The organism is Arthrobacter sp. D3-16 (assembly GCF_054408515.1).
This window is the reverse complement of the sequence record NZ_CP096437.1, coordinates 550772-566946: the sequence shown is the minus strand read 5'-3', so window position 1 is coordinate 566946 and position 16175 is coordinate 550772. Positions and strand designations below refer to the sequence as shown.

20 protein-coding genes are annotated in these 16175 nt (G+C 65.9%); 9 read left to right on the top strand and 11 right to left on the bottom strand.

Features of this window, described 5'->3' with window-relative positions; translation table 11 throughout:
- Positions 1-81 precede the first annotated feature (81 nt).
- The 7 genes from M1D32_RS02745 to M1D32_RS02715 form a co-directional block, all read right to left on the bottom strand.
- On the bottom strand, positions 82-1497 hold the full coding sequence (locus M1D32_RS02745) for a PfkB family carbohydrate kinase (protein ID WP_458780839.1): 1416 nt from the start codon (positions 1495-1497) through the stop codon (positions 82-84).
- A complete protein-coding gene (locus tag M1D32_RS02740; RefSeq protein ID WP_458780838.1) occupies positions 1494-2222 on the bottom strand; it encodes a D-sedoheptulose-7-phosphate isomerase in 729 nt (242 codons plus the stop codon). The genes M1D32_RS02745 and M1D32_RS02740 overlap by 4 nt, the downstream gene beginning before the upstream one ends.
- Positions 2219-3472 (bottom strand): glycosyltransferase, encoded by a 1254-nt coding sequence (locus M1D32_RS02735; protein ID WP_458780837.1) that lies wholly within the window; start codon positions 3470-3472, stop codon positions 2219-2221. The genes M1D32_RS02740 and M1D32_RS02735 overlap by 4 nt, the downstream gene beginning before the upstream one ends.
- Complete coding sequence (locus M1D32_RS02730) at positions 3469-4503, bottom strand: glycosyltransferase (RefSeq protein WP_458780836.1); 1035 nt, start codon at positions 4501-4503, stop codon at positions 3469-3471. Before M1D32_RS02730 ends, M1D32_RS02735 begins: the two co-directional genes overlap by 4 nt.
- Positions 4500-5588: a glycosyltransferase family 9 protein gene (locus M1D32_RS02725; RefSeq protein WP_458780835.1), complete on the bottom strand. Its 1089-nt coding sequence runs from the start codon at positions 5586-5588 to the stop codon at positions 4500-4502. Before M1D32_RS02725 ends, M1D32_RS02730 begins: the two co-directional genes overlap by 4 nt.
- The gene (locus M1D32_RS02720; RefSeq protein ID WP_458780834.1) at positions 5588-6124 is read right to left on the bottom strand and encodes a D-glycero-alpha-D-manno-heptose-1,7-bisphosphate 7-phosphatase; all 537 of its coding nucleotides are present in this window, start codon (positions 6122-6124) and stop codon (positions 5588-5590) included. The genes M1D32_RS02725 and M1D32_RS02720 overlap by 1 nt, the downstream gene beginning before the upstream one ends.
- Before the next feature lie 165 nt (positions 6125-6289).
- Positions 6290-7219 carry a sigma-70 family RNA polymerase sigma factor gene (locus tag M1D32_RS02715; protein ID WP_458780833.1) on the bottom strand — a complete coding sequence of 310 codons (930 nt, stop codon included), beginning with the start codon at positions 7217-7219 and terminating at the stop codon, positions 6290-6292.
- Between the two features lie 147 nt (positions 7220-7366).
- On the opposite strand from M1D32_RS02715, the gene M1D32_RS02710 reads away from it, so the two are divergent.
- The gene (locus tag M1D32_RS02710) at positions 7367-8422 is read left to right on the top strand and encodes an NAD-dependent epimerase/dehydratase family protein (RefSeq protein WP_458780832.1); all 1056 of its coding nucleotides are present in this window, start codon (positions 7367-7369) and stop codon (positions 8420-8422) included.
- A gap of 37 nt (positions 8423-8459) precedes the next feature.
- Here the strand turns inward: M1D32_RS02710 and M1D32_RS02705 are convergent, their stop codons facing one another.
- Positions 8460-8987: a hypothetical protein gene (locus M1D32_RS02705; RefSeq protein WP_458780831.1), complete on the bottom strand. Its 528-nt coding sequence runs from the start codon at positions 8985-8987 to the stop codon at positions 8460-8462.
- 192 nt (positions 8988-9179) lie between these two features.
- Between M1D32_RS02705 and M1D32_RS02700 the strand changes: the two genes are divergently transcribed.
- The 6 genes from M1D32_RS02700 to M1D32_RS02675 all read left to right on the top strand — a co-directional run bounded on the left by M1D32_RS02700 (position 9180) and on the right by M1D32_RS02675 (position 13491).
- Entirely contained in the window at positions 9180-10160 is a 981-nt protein-coding gene (locus M1D32_RS02700; RefSeq protein ID WP_458780830.1) for a hypothetical protein, read from the top strand.
- Positions 10160-10591, top strand: coding sequence for a phage holin family protein (locus tag M1D32_RS02695; RefSeq protein WP_458780829.1), 432 nt, complete (start codon positions 10160-10162; stop codon positions 10589-10591). The genes M1D32_RS02700 and M1D32_RS02695 overlap by 1 nt, the downstream gene beginning before the upstream one ends.
- Positions 10588-11283 carry a DUF3618 domain-containing protein gene (locus M1D32_RS02690; RefSeq protein ID WP_458780828.1) on the top strand — a complete coding sequence of 232 codons (696 nt, stop codon included), beginning with the start codon at positions 10588-10590 and terminating at the stop codon, positions 11281-11283. Before M1D32_RS02695 ends, M1D32_RS02690 begins: the two co-directional genes overlap by 4 nt.
- Positions 11284-11393: 110 nt before the next feature.
- Positions 11394-12599 carry a YihY/virulence factor BrkB family protein gene (locus tag M1D32_RS02685; protein WP_458780827.1) on the top strand — a complete coding sequence of 402 codons (1206 nt, stop codon included), beginning with the start codon at positions 11394-11396 and terminating at the stop codon, positions 12597-12599.
- 358 nt (positions 12600-12957) lie between these two features.
- Complete coding sequence (locus M1D32_RS02680; RefSeq protein ID WP_458780826.1) at positions 12958-13215, top strand: hypothetical protein; 258 nt, start codon at positions 12958-12960, stop codon at positions 13213-13215.
- Between the two features lie 99 nt (positions 13216-13314).
- A complete protein-coding gene (locus M1D32_RS02675; RefSeq protein WP_458780825.1) occupies positions 13315-13491 on the top strand; it encodes a CsbD family protein in 177 nt (58 codons plus the stop codon).
- 125 nt (positions 13492-13616) lie between these two features.
- On the opposite strand, the gene M1D32_RS02670 is transcribed toward M1D32_RS02675, so the two are convergent.
- Both M1D32_RS02670 and M1D32_RS02665 read right to left on the bottom strand, forming a co-directional pair.
- Complete coding sequence (locus tag M1D32_RS02670; RefSeq protein WP_458780824.1) at positions 13617-14294, bottom strand: O-methyltransferase; 678 nt, start codon at positions 14292-14294, stop codon at positions 13617-13619.
- A gap of 72 nt (positions 14295-14366) precedes the next feature.
- The gene (locus M1D32_RS02665; RefSeq protein ID WP_458780823.1) at positions 14367-14690 is read right to left on the bottom strand and encodes a thiamine-binding protein; all 324 of its coding nucleotides are present in this window, start codon (positions 14688-14690) and stop codon (positions 14367-14369) included.
- A 121-nt stretch (positions 14691-14811) separates the two neighbouring features.
- Between M1D32_RS02665 and M1D32_RS02660 the strand changes: the two genes are divergently transcribed.
- Both M1D32_RS02660 and M1D32_RS02655 read left to right on the top strand, forming a co-directional pair.
- A complete protein-coding gene (locus M1D32_RS02660; RefSeq protein ID WP_458780822.1) occupies positions 14812-15447 on the top strand; it encodes a TetR/AcrR family transcriptional regulator in 636 nt (211 codons plus the stop codon).
- 105 nt (positions 15448-15552) lie between these two features.
- Positions 15553-15831 carry a hypothetical protein gene (locus M1D32_RS02655; RefSeq protein ID WP_458780821.1) on the top strand — a complete coding sequence of 93 codons (279 nt, stop codon included), beginning with the start codon at positions 15553-15555 and terminating at the stop codon, positions 15829-15831.
- A gap of 63 nt (positions 15832-15894) precedes the next feature.
- Here M1D32_RS02655 and M1D32_RS02650 read toward each other — a convergent pair whose 3' ends face one another.
- Positions 15895-16164 carry a hypothetical protein gene (locus M1D32_RS02650; RefSeq protein ID WP_458780820.1) on the bottom strand — a complete coding sequence of 90 codons (270 nt, stop codon included), beginning with the start codon at positions 16162-16164 and terminating at the stop codon, positions 15895-15897.
- Positions 16165-16175 lie beyond the last annotated feature (11 nt).

Genomic DNA, 16175 nt, shown 5'->3' with positions numbered 1-16175 from the left:
TCCTTTCAACGGGGAATACAAAAACCTAGGTTGGCGGGGGCTGTACCGGGCTGCGCAGCCCACCCGGTTCAGCCCGCGCGGTCAGCTGACCTTTGCGAGCGCATCAGCCAGGCCGGTGGTGGAACGGGCGGGGTGGTAGGGCACGGTGAGGCAACGGCCACCCCAGCTCTCCACCAGGCCGGCCTCGGGCAGGCTGGCGCCCTTGTAGTCGCCGCCTTTGACCCAGATGTCGGGGCGAAGGCGTTCGAGGGCTGCCTCCGGTGTGTCTTCGTCGAAGACCATCACGGCGTCCACGCATTCCATGGCCAGGAGCAGTTCCGCTCTGTCGTGCTGGCCGATGATGGGACGCTCCGGACCCTTCAGCCGCCGCACGGAGTCGTCCGAGTTCAGGCAGACGATCAGGCAGTCCCCCAACTCACGGGCGGCGGCCAGGGACCGGACATGCCCGGCGTGCAGCAGGTCGAAGCAACCGCCGGTGGCTACTACCTTGCCGCCGTTTTCCCGCACGGCGCGGGCCAGCAGCAGGGGGTCATTGACCCTTGGCTTTGGCTGCGTGGGCTCCCCGCCGCTGTCGGGAAGGGCGGACACCCCGCCGTTGGCCAGGAAATCTGCGGCGTCATGGACGGCCAGTTCCGCGGCTTCGACGAGGTCGCGTCCGGCCAGAAGATGCACAGCGAGGCTTGCCGCGAGCCGGTCACCGGCACCACAGGGATCGCCGGCTTCCACCCGGGGCGCGGGAACAGGCTGGGGGCTCAGGTCGCGCCGGCACAGGACAGCGCCCTGTTCACCCTTGGTGACCAGGACAGCGCGGCTGCCCCATTCCTCCAGCAGGACTGCGCCGGCCTCGGCGGCCGGATCCCCGGCAGCAGATTTCCCGATGTCCCGCGACGCATCCGGGGCGGCGCGGTTTTCTTTCCGGCCTCGCGACGCAAGGGCTTTCTGGGCCTCGGACAGGTTGGGCGTGACGACGGCGACTCCCGGCACCGGGTCCGGGCCGGCAGGATGCGGGTCCCACACGATGGGCACGTGCCCGGCTAGCCGGGTAAGGAGCTCCCGGAGCTGCGGGTTGGCCGCCAGTCCCCGGCCGTAGTCGGCAACGATGATCACGCCCGCCTTCTCCACCTCGCGGAGCATGGCAGGACTGACATCGGGGACGGGCGCCTTCTCGCAGCCCTGGTCAAAACGGACCACAGGATGCGAACCGGCCCGCACGCGGGTCTTCACCGGCGAGGCGTGGCCGCTCGGACCTGCCACGAGCCGCACACCGGCGAGGTGGGCCTCAAGCTGCCGGCCGGCGTCGTCATCGCCCAGGACCGTCACCAGCGTGACAGGCCAGTTGTCACCGGCAAGCATCCGGGCCACCAGACCCGCTCCCCCGGCACGGCGCTTGACACCGGAAACATCCACCACCGGCACGGGTGCATCCGGGCTCAGCCGTGTGGCCTCGCCGGACAGGTCCACGTCCAGCATCACGTCGCCCACTACGACGATCCTCATGCCCTGCCACCCCGCTTCTGCAGGGCCAGGTTCTGCAGGCCCTGCCCCTCTGTTGAGCTGTGCCTGGCCACTTCCAGGTCGAAGGCGCGGCAGATCGCGTGCAGGGCGATCAGGTGGCCCTCCTGGGCGTTGGCGTTAAGGGCGTCAATCATGACGGCCTGGTCGCACGCGTCAGCCAATGGATTGGGGCCGGCTCCCGTGAGCGCCCAGGTGGTCACGTTCAGGCGGGCGGCAACCTCGGCGGCCCGCAGCAGGTTGGGGCTCTTGCCGCTGGTGGACAGCAGTATCAGCACGTCACCGGACCGCCCATGCGCCCGCACCTGGCGGGCGAAGACGTCGTCGTAGCCGTAATCGTTGGCGATGGCCGTCACCGCTGATGACTCTGCGTGCAGGGAAATGGCGGAAAACGGAACCCGCTCGCCGTCGAACCTGCCCACCAACTCCGCGGTGAGGTGCTGGGCCTCCGCTGCTGAACCGCCGTTGCCGGCGGCAAGCAGCCGCTGGCCGCGGAGCAGCCGCTGGGCCAGTTCCACCCCCCAGGCCGCAAGCCGGTCGGACTGGCTCCGCAGCGATTCGAGTGCTGGTACCACGTTGTCCAAATGGATACGGACCGCATCCGCACTGTCGTGGTCAACAAAGGTGGCACCCGGCAGTAGCGCGGGCAAGGCGGCAGGCGTTGCCAAAGCTTGCAGGTCAGCCTCACGCAGGGACGATTCCGCAGTCACAGCGCCGCTCCTTCCATCGGGACAATACCGGCGGCAGCGCCGGCCACCGCCAGTTGATAAGCCTTTTCGGTTTCGGCCGCCACCCGGTCCCACGAATACCGGGTACGGGCCCGCTTCTTCCCCGCGCTGCCAAGCTCCGCCCGCAGGCCCGGGTTCTCAAGCAGCAGGGCGAGCGCCGATGCGATAGCTTCGGGGTCCCGCGGCGGCACGTGCAGGCCCGTACCGTGGTCCACCACAGTGTCCCGCAGGCCGCCCACTGCAGCAGCGACCACAGGAACACCGCAGGCCATGGCCTCCAGCGGGACAATGCCGAAGGGTTCGTACCAGGGTGCGCACACCACGGCGTCGGCGCTGCGGAAGATGCCGGGCATCTCGCCACGGGAAACCTGGCCCTGCAGGCTCACCTGGTCTGCGATGCCGAGTTCCGCTGCCAGGTCCATCAGGCGGCGCACTTCGGGGTCGGCATGGAGGGCGCCGGAGTCTCCGCCACCACCAACAATCAGGAGTTCGACGTCCTCAAAACCCGCCTCACGCAGGTACGGGAGCGCCCGGATCACCAGGTCCACGCCCTTGCGCGGCACTAGGCGGCCAACGGAGAGAATGCGGTGGGTGCGCTTCCTGGCGGCGACGGGACCCTCAGCGGAAAAGAAGCCAAGGTCCACGCCGCAGGGGGCGATGGAGATCTTTCCGGTGTTGATTCCCATGGCCTTGAGCTCGAAGACCTCATCGGAGCAGGTAGCGACGATCCGGTCCGCTGAGCGTCCAACGCCGGGCTCCAACCAGCGCCGCTCCGCGGGGCTGGTGTCCTCTGCGCCCTGGTGCCGCCGCTTAACGGTGCCCAGTGCGTGGAAGGTCTGGATGACGGGCACGCGGTAGCCCTGGTCCGGCCGCCGGGCGGCGTCCAGGGCTGCGACGCCGGACATCCAGAAGTGCCCGTGGACCACGTCCGGCGGCCGGTGGCCCCAGTCCCGGGCAACGCCGTCGGCAAGTTCGCCCATGTAAGGCAGCAGTTCGTCCTTGGGAACATGGCGCGCCGGGCCGGCGTCCACGTGGACCACCTCCAGGCGGCGCCCCACGCGGACCCTCTCCGGGAGCTCCGTTGCATCCCTGCGGGTGTAGACAGTCACGTGGTGCCCCCGCTTGGCAAGGGCTTCGGACAACGCGGCAACGTGTACATTCTGCCCGCCGGCGTCCACCCCGCCCAATGCCGCCAGCGGACTGGCGTGCTCGGAAATCATGGAGATTTTCATGGGGTCTTCCTCTCTCCCGCCGGAACAAGGATCTTCCTGTCCAGGCGTTCGTTGTCGGAGTGCCGGAGCCGGCCACCCAGGTCCGCCAGGAGCTCATCCCAGCGGTCCTGGAACCTACCCAGGCTGTAGCGTTCCAGTGCCGCCTCGCGGGCGGCAACGCCCCGCCGTCGGGCTTCATCCGGATTGTTGACCAGCCGCCGCGCACAGCGGAGCAGCTCATCGATATCGGCGGAAACGGCGCCGGCCTCCGGCGGCACCGCCCGCGGCGCTTCGGTGGTTGCCAGCGCAACCACCGGCATCCCCAAGTGCATGGCCTCGAGCAGGGACAGGCCCAGGGAGGTCCAGCGCATCGGGTGCACGTAGACGCGGCAGCGGGCCAGTTCCCGGTGCAGTTCCCGGGTCTGGAGGTCACCGCGGGCTGTCAGCCTGGACTCATCGATCCCGGCAGCGGCAGCCAGGCCGTCGGTCTTCATGCCGAAGACCTGCAGCGGCGCCACGGATGCGAAGGCGGGCAGCAGGTCCGTCCCGGTGACACGTCCGCGGCGGATGGGCTCGTTCACCACTACGCCCAATTCCGGCAGCTCCCCCGTATAGAGCTCCCCGGGATCCGGGATTCCGTGTTCGATCACCAGGCTGCGGGCTGAGCCGTTGTCCCAGGCCAGCTTGTTGAAATGGGTGACGTGCACCAGGGGGATGCTGTGCTGGTCCGCGAGCGGATGCCGTGTGAAGGGGAAATCTCCCTTGGGCGTGTTGTGCTCAAGGTAGACGGCGGGCAGGTCAACGCCGGGCCGCCGGCCCAGCAGGCGGGCAACTTCGTCAATTTCCTCGGGGCGTTGAAGAACGACGGCGTCAACGGCGTCGGCGTCCAGCGCCGCCAGGTCCACCTCCCGCACTGACGCCGGCCAGTCCCTGCCGGCACGGCCGAGGCCCCAGGCACCACCTTCCGGCAGGACGGGAAGGAGGTACTCATGACGGCCGCGGACAAACGCGTCCGTCCAGGAACCGTGGACATGCCAGAGCAGGATTCTCATCTGTTGCGGGCCTTTCTACGGGTACTGACGTGGGTGCTGAAGGAGCTGACTCCGCCGATCAGGCGTTCTACGGCCGCCACCACTTCCTCGGGTGAAACGGAGTCAAGGCAGGGGTGGCCGGGAACGGGACAGACACGGGCCCGGGTCATCCGGCAGGCGGCGTTCTGGTCACCAAGCAGCTCCAGTGATACCCCGTACGGCGCCCACCGGATAGCCGGCACAACCGGCGAAAACAGGCACGCAACCGGTGTACCCACTGCTGCGGCGAGGTGTGCTGGGCCGGTGTTGCCTGTCACCACGGCGTCGGCTCCGGCCATGACTCCCGCGAGGGTGTGGAGGTCCGTGCGCCCGCCAAGGTCAAGTGCGGATGGCCCGGCCACGGTGGCAGTCAGCGAAGTCTCGCCGGGGCCGCCGGTCACTATGACGCGGTGGCCCGCGCCCTGGAGAAGTTCGACGGCGGCCGCGTGGTGCAGCGGCGGCCAGGCCCTGGCGGGAACGGCGGCCCCGGGGTGGACCACCACGTAGGGTTCCCCGCCCACCAGGTCGCGGACATCGGGGACGGACGTGACGCGGAGTTTTCCGTCGTCGCCGGCCGGGAGCCGGAATCCTCCCGCCTCCGCGATGCCCAGCGCGCGTTCCGCCTCGGGCTGGTCCTCAGGAAAGTCTTCACCCGGCTTGAGCCGAACATCCAACAACGAGCCGGCGTAATCGGTGGAGGCTCCGGTGATTCGTTCAACACCGGCCAGCCGGAGGAGCAGGGCGAGCGGCAGGGGCGACTGGTGGAAGGAGGTGAGGATGACCGCTTCGGTGATCCTGGAATTCCGGACGTACTCGATCAGCCTGTCAGCGTGCGGGCCGGTCATTTTGGGCGCAGGATTCATGATCCAGGGGCTGTCCCAGCTGTAGACCTCCGCGGCGCCCGGCAACATACCCGCCGCCGCCTCGCCCTGCCTGCCGCAGAGCATCACCACGTGGTTTGGCCGGCTGCCGTCCGGTAACCGTCCGTTCGCCACAGCGCGCACGGCGGGTCCAGCCAGGAGGACGTCGCCCATGCTGTCCAGGCGTGCCACCAGGACGCGGCCCATCAGGGCTGCCCCGAGAGCAGCGAAACGGCCTCGGCCAGGTCCCGGGCCACCAGCTGGGACTCTGCCACTTCCTCGGCCCGGGTCACCGGCGTTGGTACCAGGACACCCGTTGCTCCGGCCGCTTCGGCGGCGCGGACGTCAGCGCCAATGTCGCCGATCAGCGCCGCCTCCGATTCCTGGATGCCAAGTTTGCGGCACGCGCTGTGCACCATGCCCGGCGCAGGCTTGCGGCAGTCACAGCCGTCCTGCTCGGAGTGTGGACATACCTCCCACACGTCAAAGGGGCCCAGGAGCTCTTCCACCCGGGCGTTGACGTCCGCAACGTTGGCTGAGGTGATTAGACCGCGGGCGATTCCCGACTGGTTGCTGATGACCCCAGTGGCTATCCCATCGGCACGGAGTGCATCCAGCACAGCCTTGGCACCGGGCATTGGTGTAACCAGGCCGGGGTCGCCGTTGTAGGGCACGTCGACCACCAGGGTCCCGTCCCGGTCGAACAGGACAGCGCGGAACTTGGAGGATACGGAGCTTCCCATATCCTCCCTGTTCCCCACTGCTGCTGCTCCTAAACAGGGACTGCTGCTTTTCTCGCCTTTCGGTCGGTGCTCCGTCAGGGGTTTGAACAGGCAAGATAGCTCTGCTGATGCGGCACCCGGCCCGTTCGGAGGCTGCTCCCGGGGTCCACGGATGGCTTTGCAGGACTACCGGCTCCTGGCCCGCGAGCCGCTTCGGCGGGCAGAAATCTTGCTGGACACTCCGGCACTGGAGGTACGGCGGGCAGGGCCGACAGAAGCGGTGGACCCGGTGGGGCGCTCCTGCCCGTCACGGGTGCCGTCTCCCTGGCTGCTGCTCAAAAGCGTGCGCTGGAGTTCAACAAGGACCCGGGCCAGCCGGCGCGAAACCTGCATCTGCGACATCCCCAGCCGCTTCCCCAACTGAACCTGGGTCTCCTCGCAGAAATAACGGCGGTAGAGCAGCTCCCTGTCCGCGGCATCCAGGTCCTGCATGGCCTCCCGCAGGCAGGCAAGGTCCTCAAGCCGCTCCAGGGGCGTCTCAGGGCAAGCCAGCAGATCACCGATCGAGGGAGCGTCGCTGTGGACGTTCGCCGCGTCCAGCGAGTCCGGATGCATGCTGCTTGACGCCGAGATGGCTTCCTGCACCTCTGCAGCATCAGCCCCCAGCTCCGTGGCCAGCTCGGCCACGCTCGGATTGCGGCCCAAGGACTGCACCAGCTCCGGTTCCACCCGGAACATCCTGGTGCGAAGGTCCTGGATGTGCCGGGGCGGCCGGACCACCCACGTGCGGTCACGCAGGTAGCGCTTCAACTCGCCGGCGATGGTTGGAGCAGCGTAGGCAGGAAAGCTCTCCCCTTTGGTCTGGTCGAAGCCGCGCGCGGCCTTGACCAGGCCGAGGTATGCCACCTGGTTCAGGTCAGCCCGCTCCCGCCCCCGGGCTTCGAAGCGGGCAGCCAGGGCCTCGGCAAGGTCCAGGTAGCTCAGGACCAGGTCATTTTCGAAGGTCTCACGCAACCGGCCCGCCTTGGCGGCGGAGCGGTTGCCCTTGGGTGGTTCCGGGCATGGCTCGTGGACTGGCGTAACGTCCACGGCAAGCGCGGCGAAAGATTCGGGCATTGTCGTTGGTTCCCTCGGTCTGGTTCCGAAAGCCTGCGGCAAGACTTAGCCATAGGAAATCATAAGGTTGCTTATAAAACAATCCTGCGCGGCACTAGGCTCGGCATGTAAGACGAAGGCACGCCCCCCTGCCAAGGAGTTTTTGCCATGCGAATCGCCGTTATCGGAGCCAGCGGAAACGCAGGAACAGCACTGCTGCGGAACCTGCAGGGCCAGCTGTCCAGGAAGCCGGAAAGCCTGCAACTGACGGGGATCAGCAGACGCTTGCCGGACACGTCCCGGGCGCCCTATGCGGGCGTGGAGTGGCACACATTGGACGTGGGGCTTGAAGGCGACCGCCCAAAGCTGGAATCAGCTTTGGCAGGAGTGGATTCCGTGGTCCATCTGGCATGGCAGATCCAACCGAACCGGGACCTGGACCAGCTCTACCGGACCAACGTCACTGGAACAGCGAATGTCCTCGAAGCCGCGCGGAAGGCCGGCGTTAAACAGGTGGTCTGCGCCTCATCAATCGGCGCGTACAGCAAGGCCCCCAAGGACCGGCGCTGGGATGAGTCCTGGCCTGCACAGGGTATGGCGGGCTCACATTACAGCCGGCACAAGGCTGCACAGGAAAAGCTCCTGGACGAGTTTGCGGCAGCCGAGCCAGGCATCGCCGTCGCCAGGCTTCGGCCCGGGCTCATCTTCCAGCGGGACGCCGGGAGCGAGATCGGCAGGTATTTCCTCGGACCCCTCATTCCCCGGCTCCTGCCAAGAAGGCCCTGGCTTCCATTGCTGCCCGCTCCAGACAACCTGGTTTTTCAGGCAGTCCACGCGGACGACGTGGCTGAAGCCTACTGGCGGGTCATCGACCAGCGGGCTTCCGGGCCTTTCAACATCGCAGCGGAGCCGGTACTCACTCCACAGGAACTTGGCCGGATTGTGCGGGCTCAAAGAATCCTCCCCATCCCCATGGGCCTGCTCCACAAGGCGGTGGACCTCGCCTGGCGGCTCCGGCTCACACCCACGGACTCCGGCTGGGTCGAGATGGCGGCCGGGGTTCCCGTCATGGACACCGGCCGGGCCCGCCGGATCCTGGGCTGGGAAGCGGCGACGTCATCTGTAGAGGCAGTTCTTGACGTGCTGGACGGCATAGGAAAGGGGGAAGGAGTTACTCCTTCCCCCCTCCTGAAACCGAGGCACGGCACTTCATCTAAGAGCTAGGCGCCGCCCGCCCTGGACTTGCAGCCTGCCTAAAGGCTTAGATGCCTGAGCGCGGATTGTCGCGATCCAGGTGGGAGCCGCCGCCCTGGCCAGGGTTGGCACCATCGTTGCGGCGGTCCTCGCGGGCGCCGTCACGGGCTCCAGCTCCGCGGGCAGTGTCAGCAGCGTCGCGGGCCGCATTCGGGCTGTTTGTGGCGCCACGGTTGGCATCGTCCCGGTCTCCCTTGACGTCTGGGTCAAGCTCGTCGGCTTTCCGTGTCCTTTCGCCCACGTCATTGCGGAGCGTCTTGGCCTCGGTGGCCTGCTGGTCCGCATGCTGGCTCAACCTCACGGCTTCTACCTGGGCCTGCTCTGCGTCCGCCCTGGCGCGGGCCGCCTTCGCTTCCCGCTCCCGGGCGTCGAGTTCCCTGTTCTCGGCCTCGCGCCGAATTTCCGCGGCCTTCTCGCGGTTCGCATTGTCCCGCTTTTGCTGAATCGCCTTCCGGCGCCGTCCTGTCGCGAGCAGCAGCAGCACAATCAGCACCACCACAACTACGGCAATTACCACCCAAACCCACGGAGCCATTTCCAAATTACCCACCACTTCCACTTCGATGTGACCGGGCCGGCGGAGGCCATTCCGGCTGACTTTTTGGAACCGTTATTAACTCGCTTAGCAAGCGTACTTACCTTTTATTAGTAATCATGCTTATTATTTTAGGGCCAGTATCGCTGGTTCTTGATCAACAACCGGCCTTCTTGGAAAGAGAGAGCGAAGATGACAGAGAACCAATGGCCCGAGGATCCCGCTTACACGGCTCCGCCGGCCTCCACAGGAATTCCGGGCGAGCGAACCGCAAGCACTTTCCCGTCCGCCGCCACCCCCCAATATGGCGAGACCTCCACCGGCGACGCCTCCGGGTCGTCCCGCAAGGAAGCAGCGAAGGAAGAAGCAGCAGATGTAGCCCGTACGGCGAAGGGCTCCGCGCAGAATGTGGCGCAGACGGCGAAGGAGGAAGTGGCCAACGTTGCTTCCGAGGCGAAGTCCAGCGCGCAGGGTTTGCTGTCCCAGGCGAAGTCAGGGTTCAGCAGCCAGGCCGGAACTCAGCAGCAGAAGGCTGCCGAAGGCATCCGCACCATTTCCAGCCAGCTGCAGAGCATGGCTGACGCCCCGGACCAGCAGGGTATGGCCAGTGACCTCATCCGGCAGGCTGCCCAGCGCAGCGAGTCGGTAGCTTCCTGGCTTGAGAACAAGCAGCCCGGCGACCTGCTCGGCGAAGTCCAGAGGTTCGCCCGCAACAAGCCCGGCACATTCCTGCTGATTGCCGCAGGCGCCGGCGTCCTCGCAGGCCGCCTGACCCGCGGCCTTACCGCAGGCACCAGTGGAACTTCAACTTCATCCACTTCCGGCAATTCCGGCGCGGCAGGGCTTTCCGGCCAGTACTCCAGCCCCTATGGCGACCAGTACACCGAGGGATACGCCCCTGCCGGTGGGACGGTCCCTCCTCCCCCGGTCCAGCTCCCTGGTCCGGCCACCACCACTGCCGGTTACGACGGCGGCGCCCCGGGTACCAGCTACCCGGACGCGGCACGTCCCGCCAGCCCGCTGGACAGCCCCCAGCTGGTGGAAGAGGAGCCCTGGTCCGGGACCCGGACAGCTGAGGACCCCTTGGGTGACCCCCGGCTTGCCGCTGATCCGCTGGATGACGATCCCCTTGCCCGCGACCGCCGCGCCGGCGGGCAGGCAGGCGGGCTCTGATGAGTAGTTCTATTCCGGAGCCGCCTCCGAGTGAGGCGCATATGAAGGCGGACAACGCGTCGTTGGGTGAGTTGTTGGGTGATGTGACCCGGGATTTGTCGACGCTGATGCGCCAGGAACTCGAACTGGCCAAGGCCGAGGTGAAGCAGTCCGCGACCAAGGCCGGCAAGGGTGCGGGTATGCTCGCCGGAGCCGGCGTCGCCGGGCACTTCGTCCTGCTGTTCCTTTCCCTGGCCCTGATGTTCGCACTGGGCGCCCTGATGCCGCTGGGCTGGGCCGCCGTGATCGTTGCCGTGATCTGGGGCATCATCGCCGCGGTCCTGGCCTCGATCGGCCGCAAGGAACTCAAGCAGATCAAGGGCATCCCGCAGACCAGCGAGACACTTTCTGAAATTCCCCCAACCCTAAAACCAGGTGAGGTAAACCGATGAGCGATAACCCGGACGCAATCCGCCAAGACATAGAAGCCACCCGCGCACGCCTGGGCACCAACGTGGACGCGGTCGCCGACAAAGTCACGCCAGCAAATGTCGTCCAGCGGCAGACCGACAAGGTCAAGGGCAGCGTCAAGGACGCCGTCGCAGGGGTCAAGGAGAAAGTGATGGGAGCAGCTGATTCCGCTACGTCCACAGTCGGAGACAAGGTCTCCACTGTCCAGGGCAAGGTCTCATCGGGCACCAGCAACACTGGCGGCGCCATGCACTCCGCCGGTGAGAGCCTGCACGGGGCCAAGGACACCGCCGCCGCCAAACTCTCCGACGCCGGCACCGCCCTTTCCCAGGCACCGGACCAGGTCAAAACCAAAACCCAGGGCAACCCCCTGGCCGCCGGTCTGATCGCCTTCGGCGCCGGGATGCTCGTCTCGTCCCTGATCCCGGCCAGCACCAAGGAACGCGAAGCAGCCCAGCAGCTCAAAACCGCCGCCGAGCCCCTCGCCACCCAGGTCACCGACGCCGCCAAGGACATGGTCCAGGACCTGAAAGAACCAGCCCAGGAAGCCATGGACAGCGTCAAGGCCACCGCCACCGACGCCGCCCAGAACGTCAAAGCCGAAGGCCAAGGCGCCGTCACCGACGTCAAAGACCGCGCCACCGACGCCAAAACCAACGTCCAAAACACCTGATCCGCCACTGAACGCGGCACCTAGAGGCACGAGCACCACCTGAGAGGCCGGCCCCGCCATCCCGCGGAGCCGGCCTTTCAGTTTTCGCACCCTTATCGAGAGGACACCCCATGGCCACTCATGACGCATCCGAGAGCAGCACAGCCAAAGCACGCCAGGCACCGGATCCAAATGACTCACGGAAGCCGGACAGCCCCAAGGACCTGGACAAGCCGAACTGGAAGTACATCGCCAAGAAGACCCTGCGGGAGTTCAACAAGGACCAGTGCCCTGACCTCGCTGCTGCCCTCACGTACTACGCTGTGCTGTCGCTGTTCCCGGCCATCCTCGCACTCGTTTCACTGATCGGCCTCTTCGGGGACCCGCAGAAGACCACTGATGCCCTGCTCCAAATCGTCCGCGGCTTCGCCCCTGCGGAGACTGTCAACACTGTCAGCGGCACAGTATCCGAACTGGCCAACGCTCCGGCGGCAGGGTTGACCCTCGTGCTCGGTCTTGCCACGGCCCTCTGGTCGGCTTCCGGGTACGTGGGCGCTTTCGGCCGGGCCATGAACCGCGTCTACGAGGTTGACGAGGGACGGCCGTTCGTCAAACTGCGCGGCACCATGTTGATAGTGACCCTCCTGGCGGTAGTCATCATCGCGATCCTGGCCGGCATGTTGGTTCTCAGCGGTCCGGTGGCAGAAGCGGTTGGCGGCCTGATCGGGCTCAGCGGCACTTTCCTCGCTGTCTGGAACATCGCCAAATGGCCGGTCATGGTAGCGCTGATCATCGTGATCATCGCTGTCCTCTACTACGCCACCCCCAACGTCAAGCAGCCCAAGTTCAAGTGGATGAGCCTCGGTTCCGGCATCGCACTTTTTGTCTTCCTGCTGGCGTCGCTCGGCTTTGGCTTCTACGTAGGCAACTTCGGAAACTACAACAAGACCTACGGCGCCCTGGGCGGCGTGATCGTCATGCTGCTGTGGCTGTGGATCCTGAACATGTCCCTGCTCTTCGGCGCCGAGTTCGACGCCGAGATGGAACGGGGCCGCCAACTCCAGGCAGGTATCGAGGCAGAAGAGACCATCCAACTGCCGCCGCGCGACACCAAGAAGAGTGAAAAACTGCAAAAGCAGGAGGAAGAGGACATCCAGCACGGACGGGAACTGCGTGAGAAGTACAGCGCGGAGAACGGCGAGGACGGGGATGCCGGGGATGCCGGGGGGAACGGAGACAACGGCCAGGGCGGTCATCAGGACGCCGGCGAACCCAGGGAGCCGCATCGCGACCGCGTTCGGGACAAGCTGCGTGAGCGTGGCACCAATCGGGACTAGTTCTGAGGACCGGGAACGCGGCAGGCCGGCCCTCGGGTATCCGGAGCCGTAGTTTCGGGGACTAGGCAGGACCTTCAAGATGGGGGAAAATTGTCTTGGAGGTCCTGTTCAGGTTTCCCGGCCAACAACAAGGTGGCCGGGACATAGGCGGGGCCGGCGGTGAGATGGCCTCTTCTGAGACCGAGGCCAGTCCCCCCAGTCGCCGTCGGCCCCCTCGATCCAGTGAAATCCCGGCGAAACTGGACAAAACGAGCCGTACTGCCATACGTTCGTGATTACCCTGCAGGTTCCCATTGGGATCCGGCAGCGCCGCTGAAGCAGAAACGGCGGCAACACGGTCGACCCCGAATGAGCGAATATGCCTGCTACACATTTTGAAGATTTTCTTGCCGAAGCAGTTGTCGCAGACAGGGAGCCCGGCCTGGGCCTCCGCCGCGATGAGCTCTACGGGCTGTACACCAGCTGGTGCCTCCTCCACAAAGCACCGCTCCACGCTCCGGAGGCCCTGTGGGAGGCGCTTCAGTCCCACGGGATCAACCCGGACAGCAACAACTTGTCCATGACGGGCCCCGCCGCCGCCGACTACATTGTGGCGAGTGCTCCGGACCTGGTCTGACAATCCCTTTCGAACCTGTCGAAGCTGCCTTCCGCTGGTTAGCATTGAACATGGCCGGCGGATACGGTCCGCAGGCGACCAGCCGAAGGGAGAATCACCATGGGTTTGGATGACAAGATCGACAACGCCGCAGAGAAAATGGGCGGCAAGGCCAAAGAGGCTACCGGTGCGGCCACCAATGACGAAGGCCTTCGTTCCGAAGGCAAGATGGACCAGGCCAAAGCGGACCTGAAACAGGCCGGCGAGAAAATCAAGGACGCTTTCAGGAAAGACTGAGTCTTGCGAAGAGGGCCTGCTGCGGAACACCGCGGCAGGCCCTTTCGCATTGCCCCATCAGCGGCTACGCCGGCTCGTGACGGGGGGCGTGGCAGCCGGCAGGAGAGCGGGACTGACCCGCAGGCTTACCTGATCAGCGCGAGAGCGAATCCGTCCCAGCCTTTGGAGCCCACAGTCTGGATGACGGTGGCATCCAGCCTGGGATGGACACCCAGCAGCGTAAGCGCATCAATAATTCCCTGTGCATTGACGGGATCCATGCCGGGATCCAGGACGGCACCTTCCCAGATGGTGTTGTCCAGCACGACGATTGTCCCCGGACGCCCCAGGCGGACGGCCCAGTCCAGGTAATGGCTGTTGTTCTCCTTGTCCGCATCGATAAAGATGAAGTCGAAGGGCTCCCGGTCCTCATCTGCCAGCGCGGCGAGGGTGTCCAGTGCTGGTCCAAGCCGGATCTCCACCTTCTGCCCCAAACCTGCCGCGTCAATGTTGGCCCACGCCACTTCCGCATGTTTGGGGAGGAACTCGCAGGTGACCAAAGTGCCGTCGTCGGGCAGTCCCTGCCCCATCCAAATGGTGCTGAAACCGGCCAGGGTGCCTATCTCAAGGACGCGGCGCGCGCCGGAGAGCTGAACCAGGAGCTTGAGGAGCTTGCCGGCGTTGGGCGCCACCTCGATGGCCGGCATCCCAGCGGCTGCCGCGGATTGCACGGCCTTTAGCACGCCCGGATCGGGATGGACCACGACGTCGGACAGGAACTTCTCCGTGGCAATCCACTCTGGCCGGGGCTTGTGCTCAAACATGCGCACAGTCTGGCACGCGGCCACGCGCGGGTCCAGAGAAATTGCGGCCGACGCCGCAGGCGACGGGCGCGTTCAGGAACCGTCGGAGAGCGCTTCTTCCAAGCGGTCCACCTTGGCGGTCAGCTCACCTGAATAACCGGGCCGGATGTCGGCCTTGATGACCAGGGAAACCCTGCTGCCGTAGTGGCCCACCACCTCCGTGGCGCGCTTCACGACATCAAACACCTCATCCCACTCACCTTCGATGGTGGTGAACATCGAGTCGGTTTTGTTAGGCAGGCCCGACTGCCTGACGATTTTTACGGCGGCGGCGACGGCGTCGTGGACGGAAGCGTCAGCAGGCCTGGAACCTTCGATGGGAGTACCGGACGGGGCGACAGAAAATGCAAGCAGCATGAAGCCCAGTGTGCCATGGCGCCGGCGACGCCGCCGGCAACGGCAGGGGGCGCCCTCGTCATAAAACCCCCTACCCTTCAGTAACGGTGAAGGGTGAAGGCTCGATTGCTAACCTTTTGGCATGAGCCTCGCAGTCGCCCGCAAGCCACTCCGCGCCGACGCAGCGCGGAACGTGGACAAGATCATCACGGCGGCGCTCCAATGCTTCCGGGAGTTCGGGCCGGAAGTTCCGCTGCAGACCATTGCAGCAACAGCCGGAGTAGGCCCGGCAACCCTCTTCCGGAATTTTTCGGACAAGGAGGAGCTGGTCCTGGCAGCCCTCAACCGGCAGCTGAGGCTCACAGTGGATCCGGTCGTGGACGGTGCCCTTGCCGACATTGACGCAACCGCAGGGCTGCTGCGGGTCATGGAGGCCCTGATGGCCGCCGCCAGTGACGACGCCAATCTCTTGGGCGCCGTAGCCGGCCGGCGTGAACTCCTGACCGGCATCACGGGATCGCTGATGGAGTCGATAAGTGTGCTTCTGGTACGCGGCCAGGGCCAGGGCAGCCTGCGCGCGGACATCTCCATGACGGACATGTTCCGGCTGCTTGCGATGCTGATCGGAGTTGTGGACACGATGGAACCCGGATCAGATGCCTGGCGCCGTCCGCTGGCACTGGTGGAGGACGCCATCAGAACAGTCCGGCCGAGCCGCCCGCTCCCCGTCCATGTGCCCCTGCCGGCCTCTTCCCTGGCGGGCCAGCAGCCCCTCTAGCCGCAGGAATCGAACCCGGGGGGCGCCTGATCCTCCCCATTGTGGCCCTCCAGCGGGTGCAATACACTTCAAGTGGGTTACGCAGCCAGCCTATTTTTTCTCCAGATGGAGACTACTTATGCCACAGTTCCTGCCCCTCCGGCCTTCGACGCCAGCGCGATGAACAGTTCCAGGCTTCTGCACTACATCAACGATCCGCGCGGCCCCGAGGAACTCCTTCCCACCCTGCCGGCAGAGGAACTCGCAAAACTGCTGGATGCCCTCTACCAGAACCTTGACACTCCCGAGCCCGAGTTCGGTGCCCAGGCCTGGTATGAGATGGCCGTTGAAGAAAGCTCGCGCCGGTCAGCTGCACCTGACGGCGCCGCGCACGGAGTGGCGTAGCCACGTTCCGTCCAACGGCATGGCTCCCCTGAGGCCAGCACGCCTTACGTGCCCTTGTGAAAGCTAGTCGCTGTCAGTGGTTCGCCTGGCGCGGATCTCCTTGCGCACCAAGGCCTGCAGCGCAGGAACCTGTGAGGCGGGGTCCACGTCCATCGCCCGTTGGAGGCTCTCGGCGAGCGCCTCCAGGTCCTCGGCCGGGACGTCGGAAATACCGGCGAAACGGGTGAAGAAACGCTTCACAGGCAGTCCGGCCCGTCGCCGAAAGTCCTTGTGGACGCGGGATCTTCCGGCCCTTGCCCCGGACGCGTGCAGCTGATCTTCCATCGTTGCCATTCATACAAATC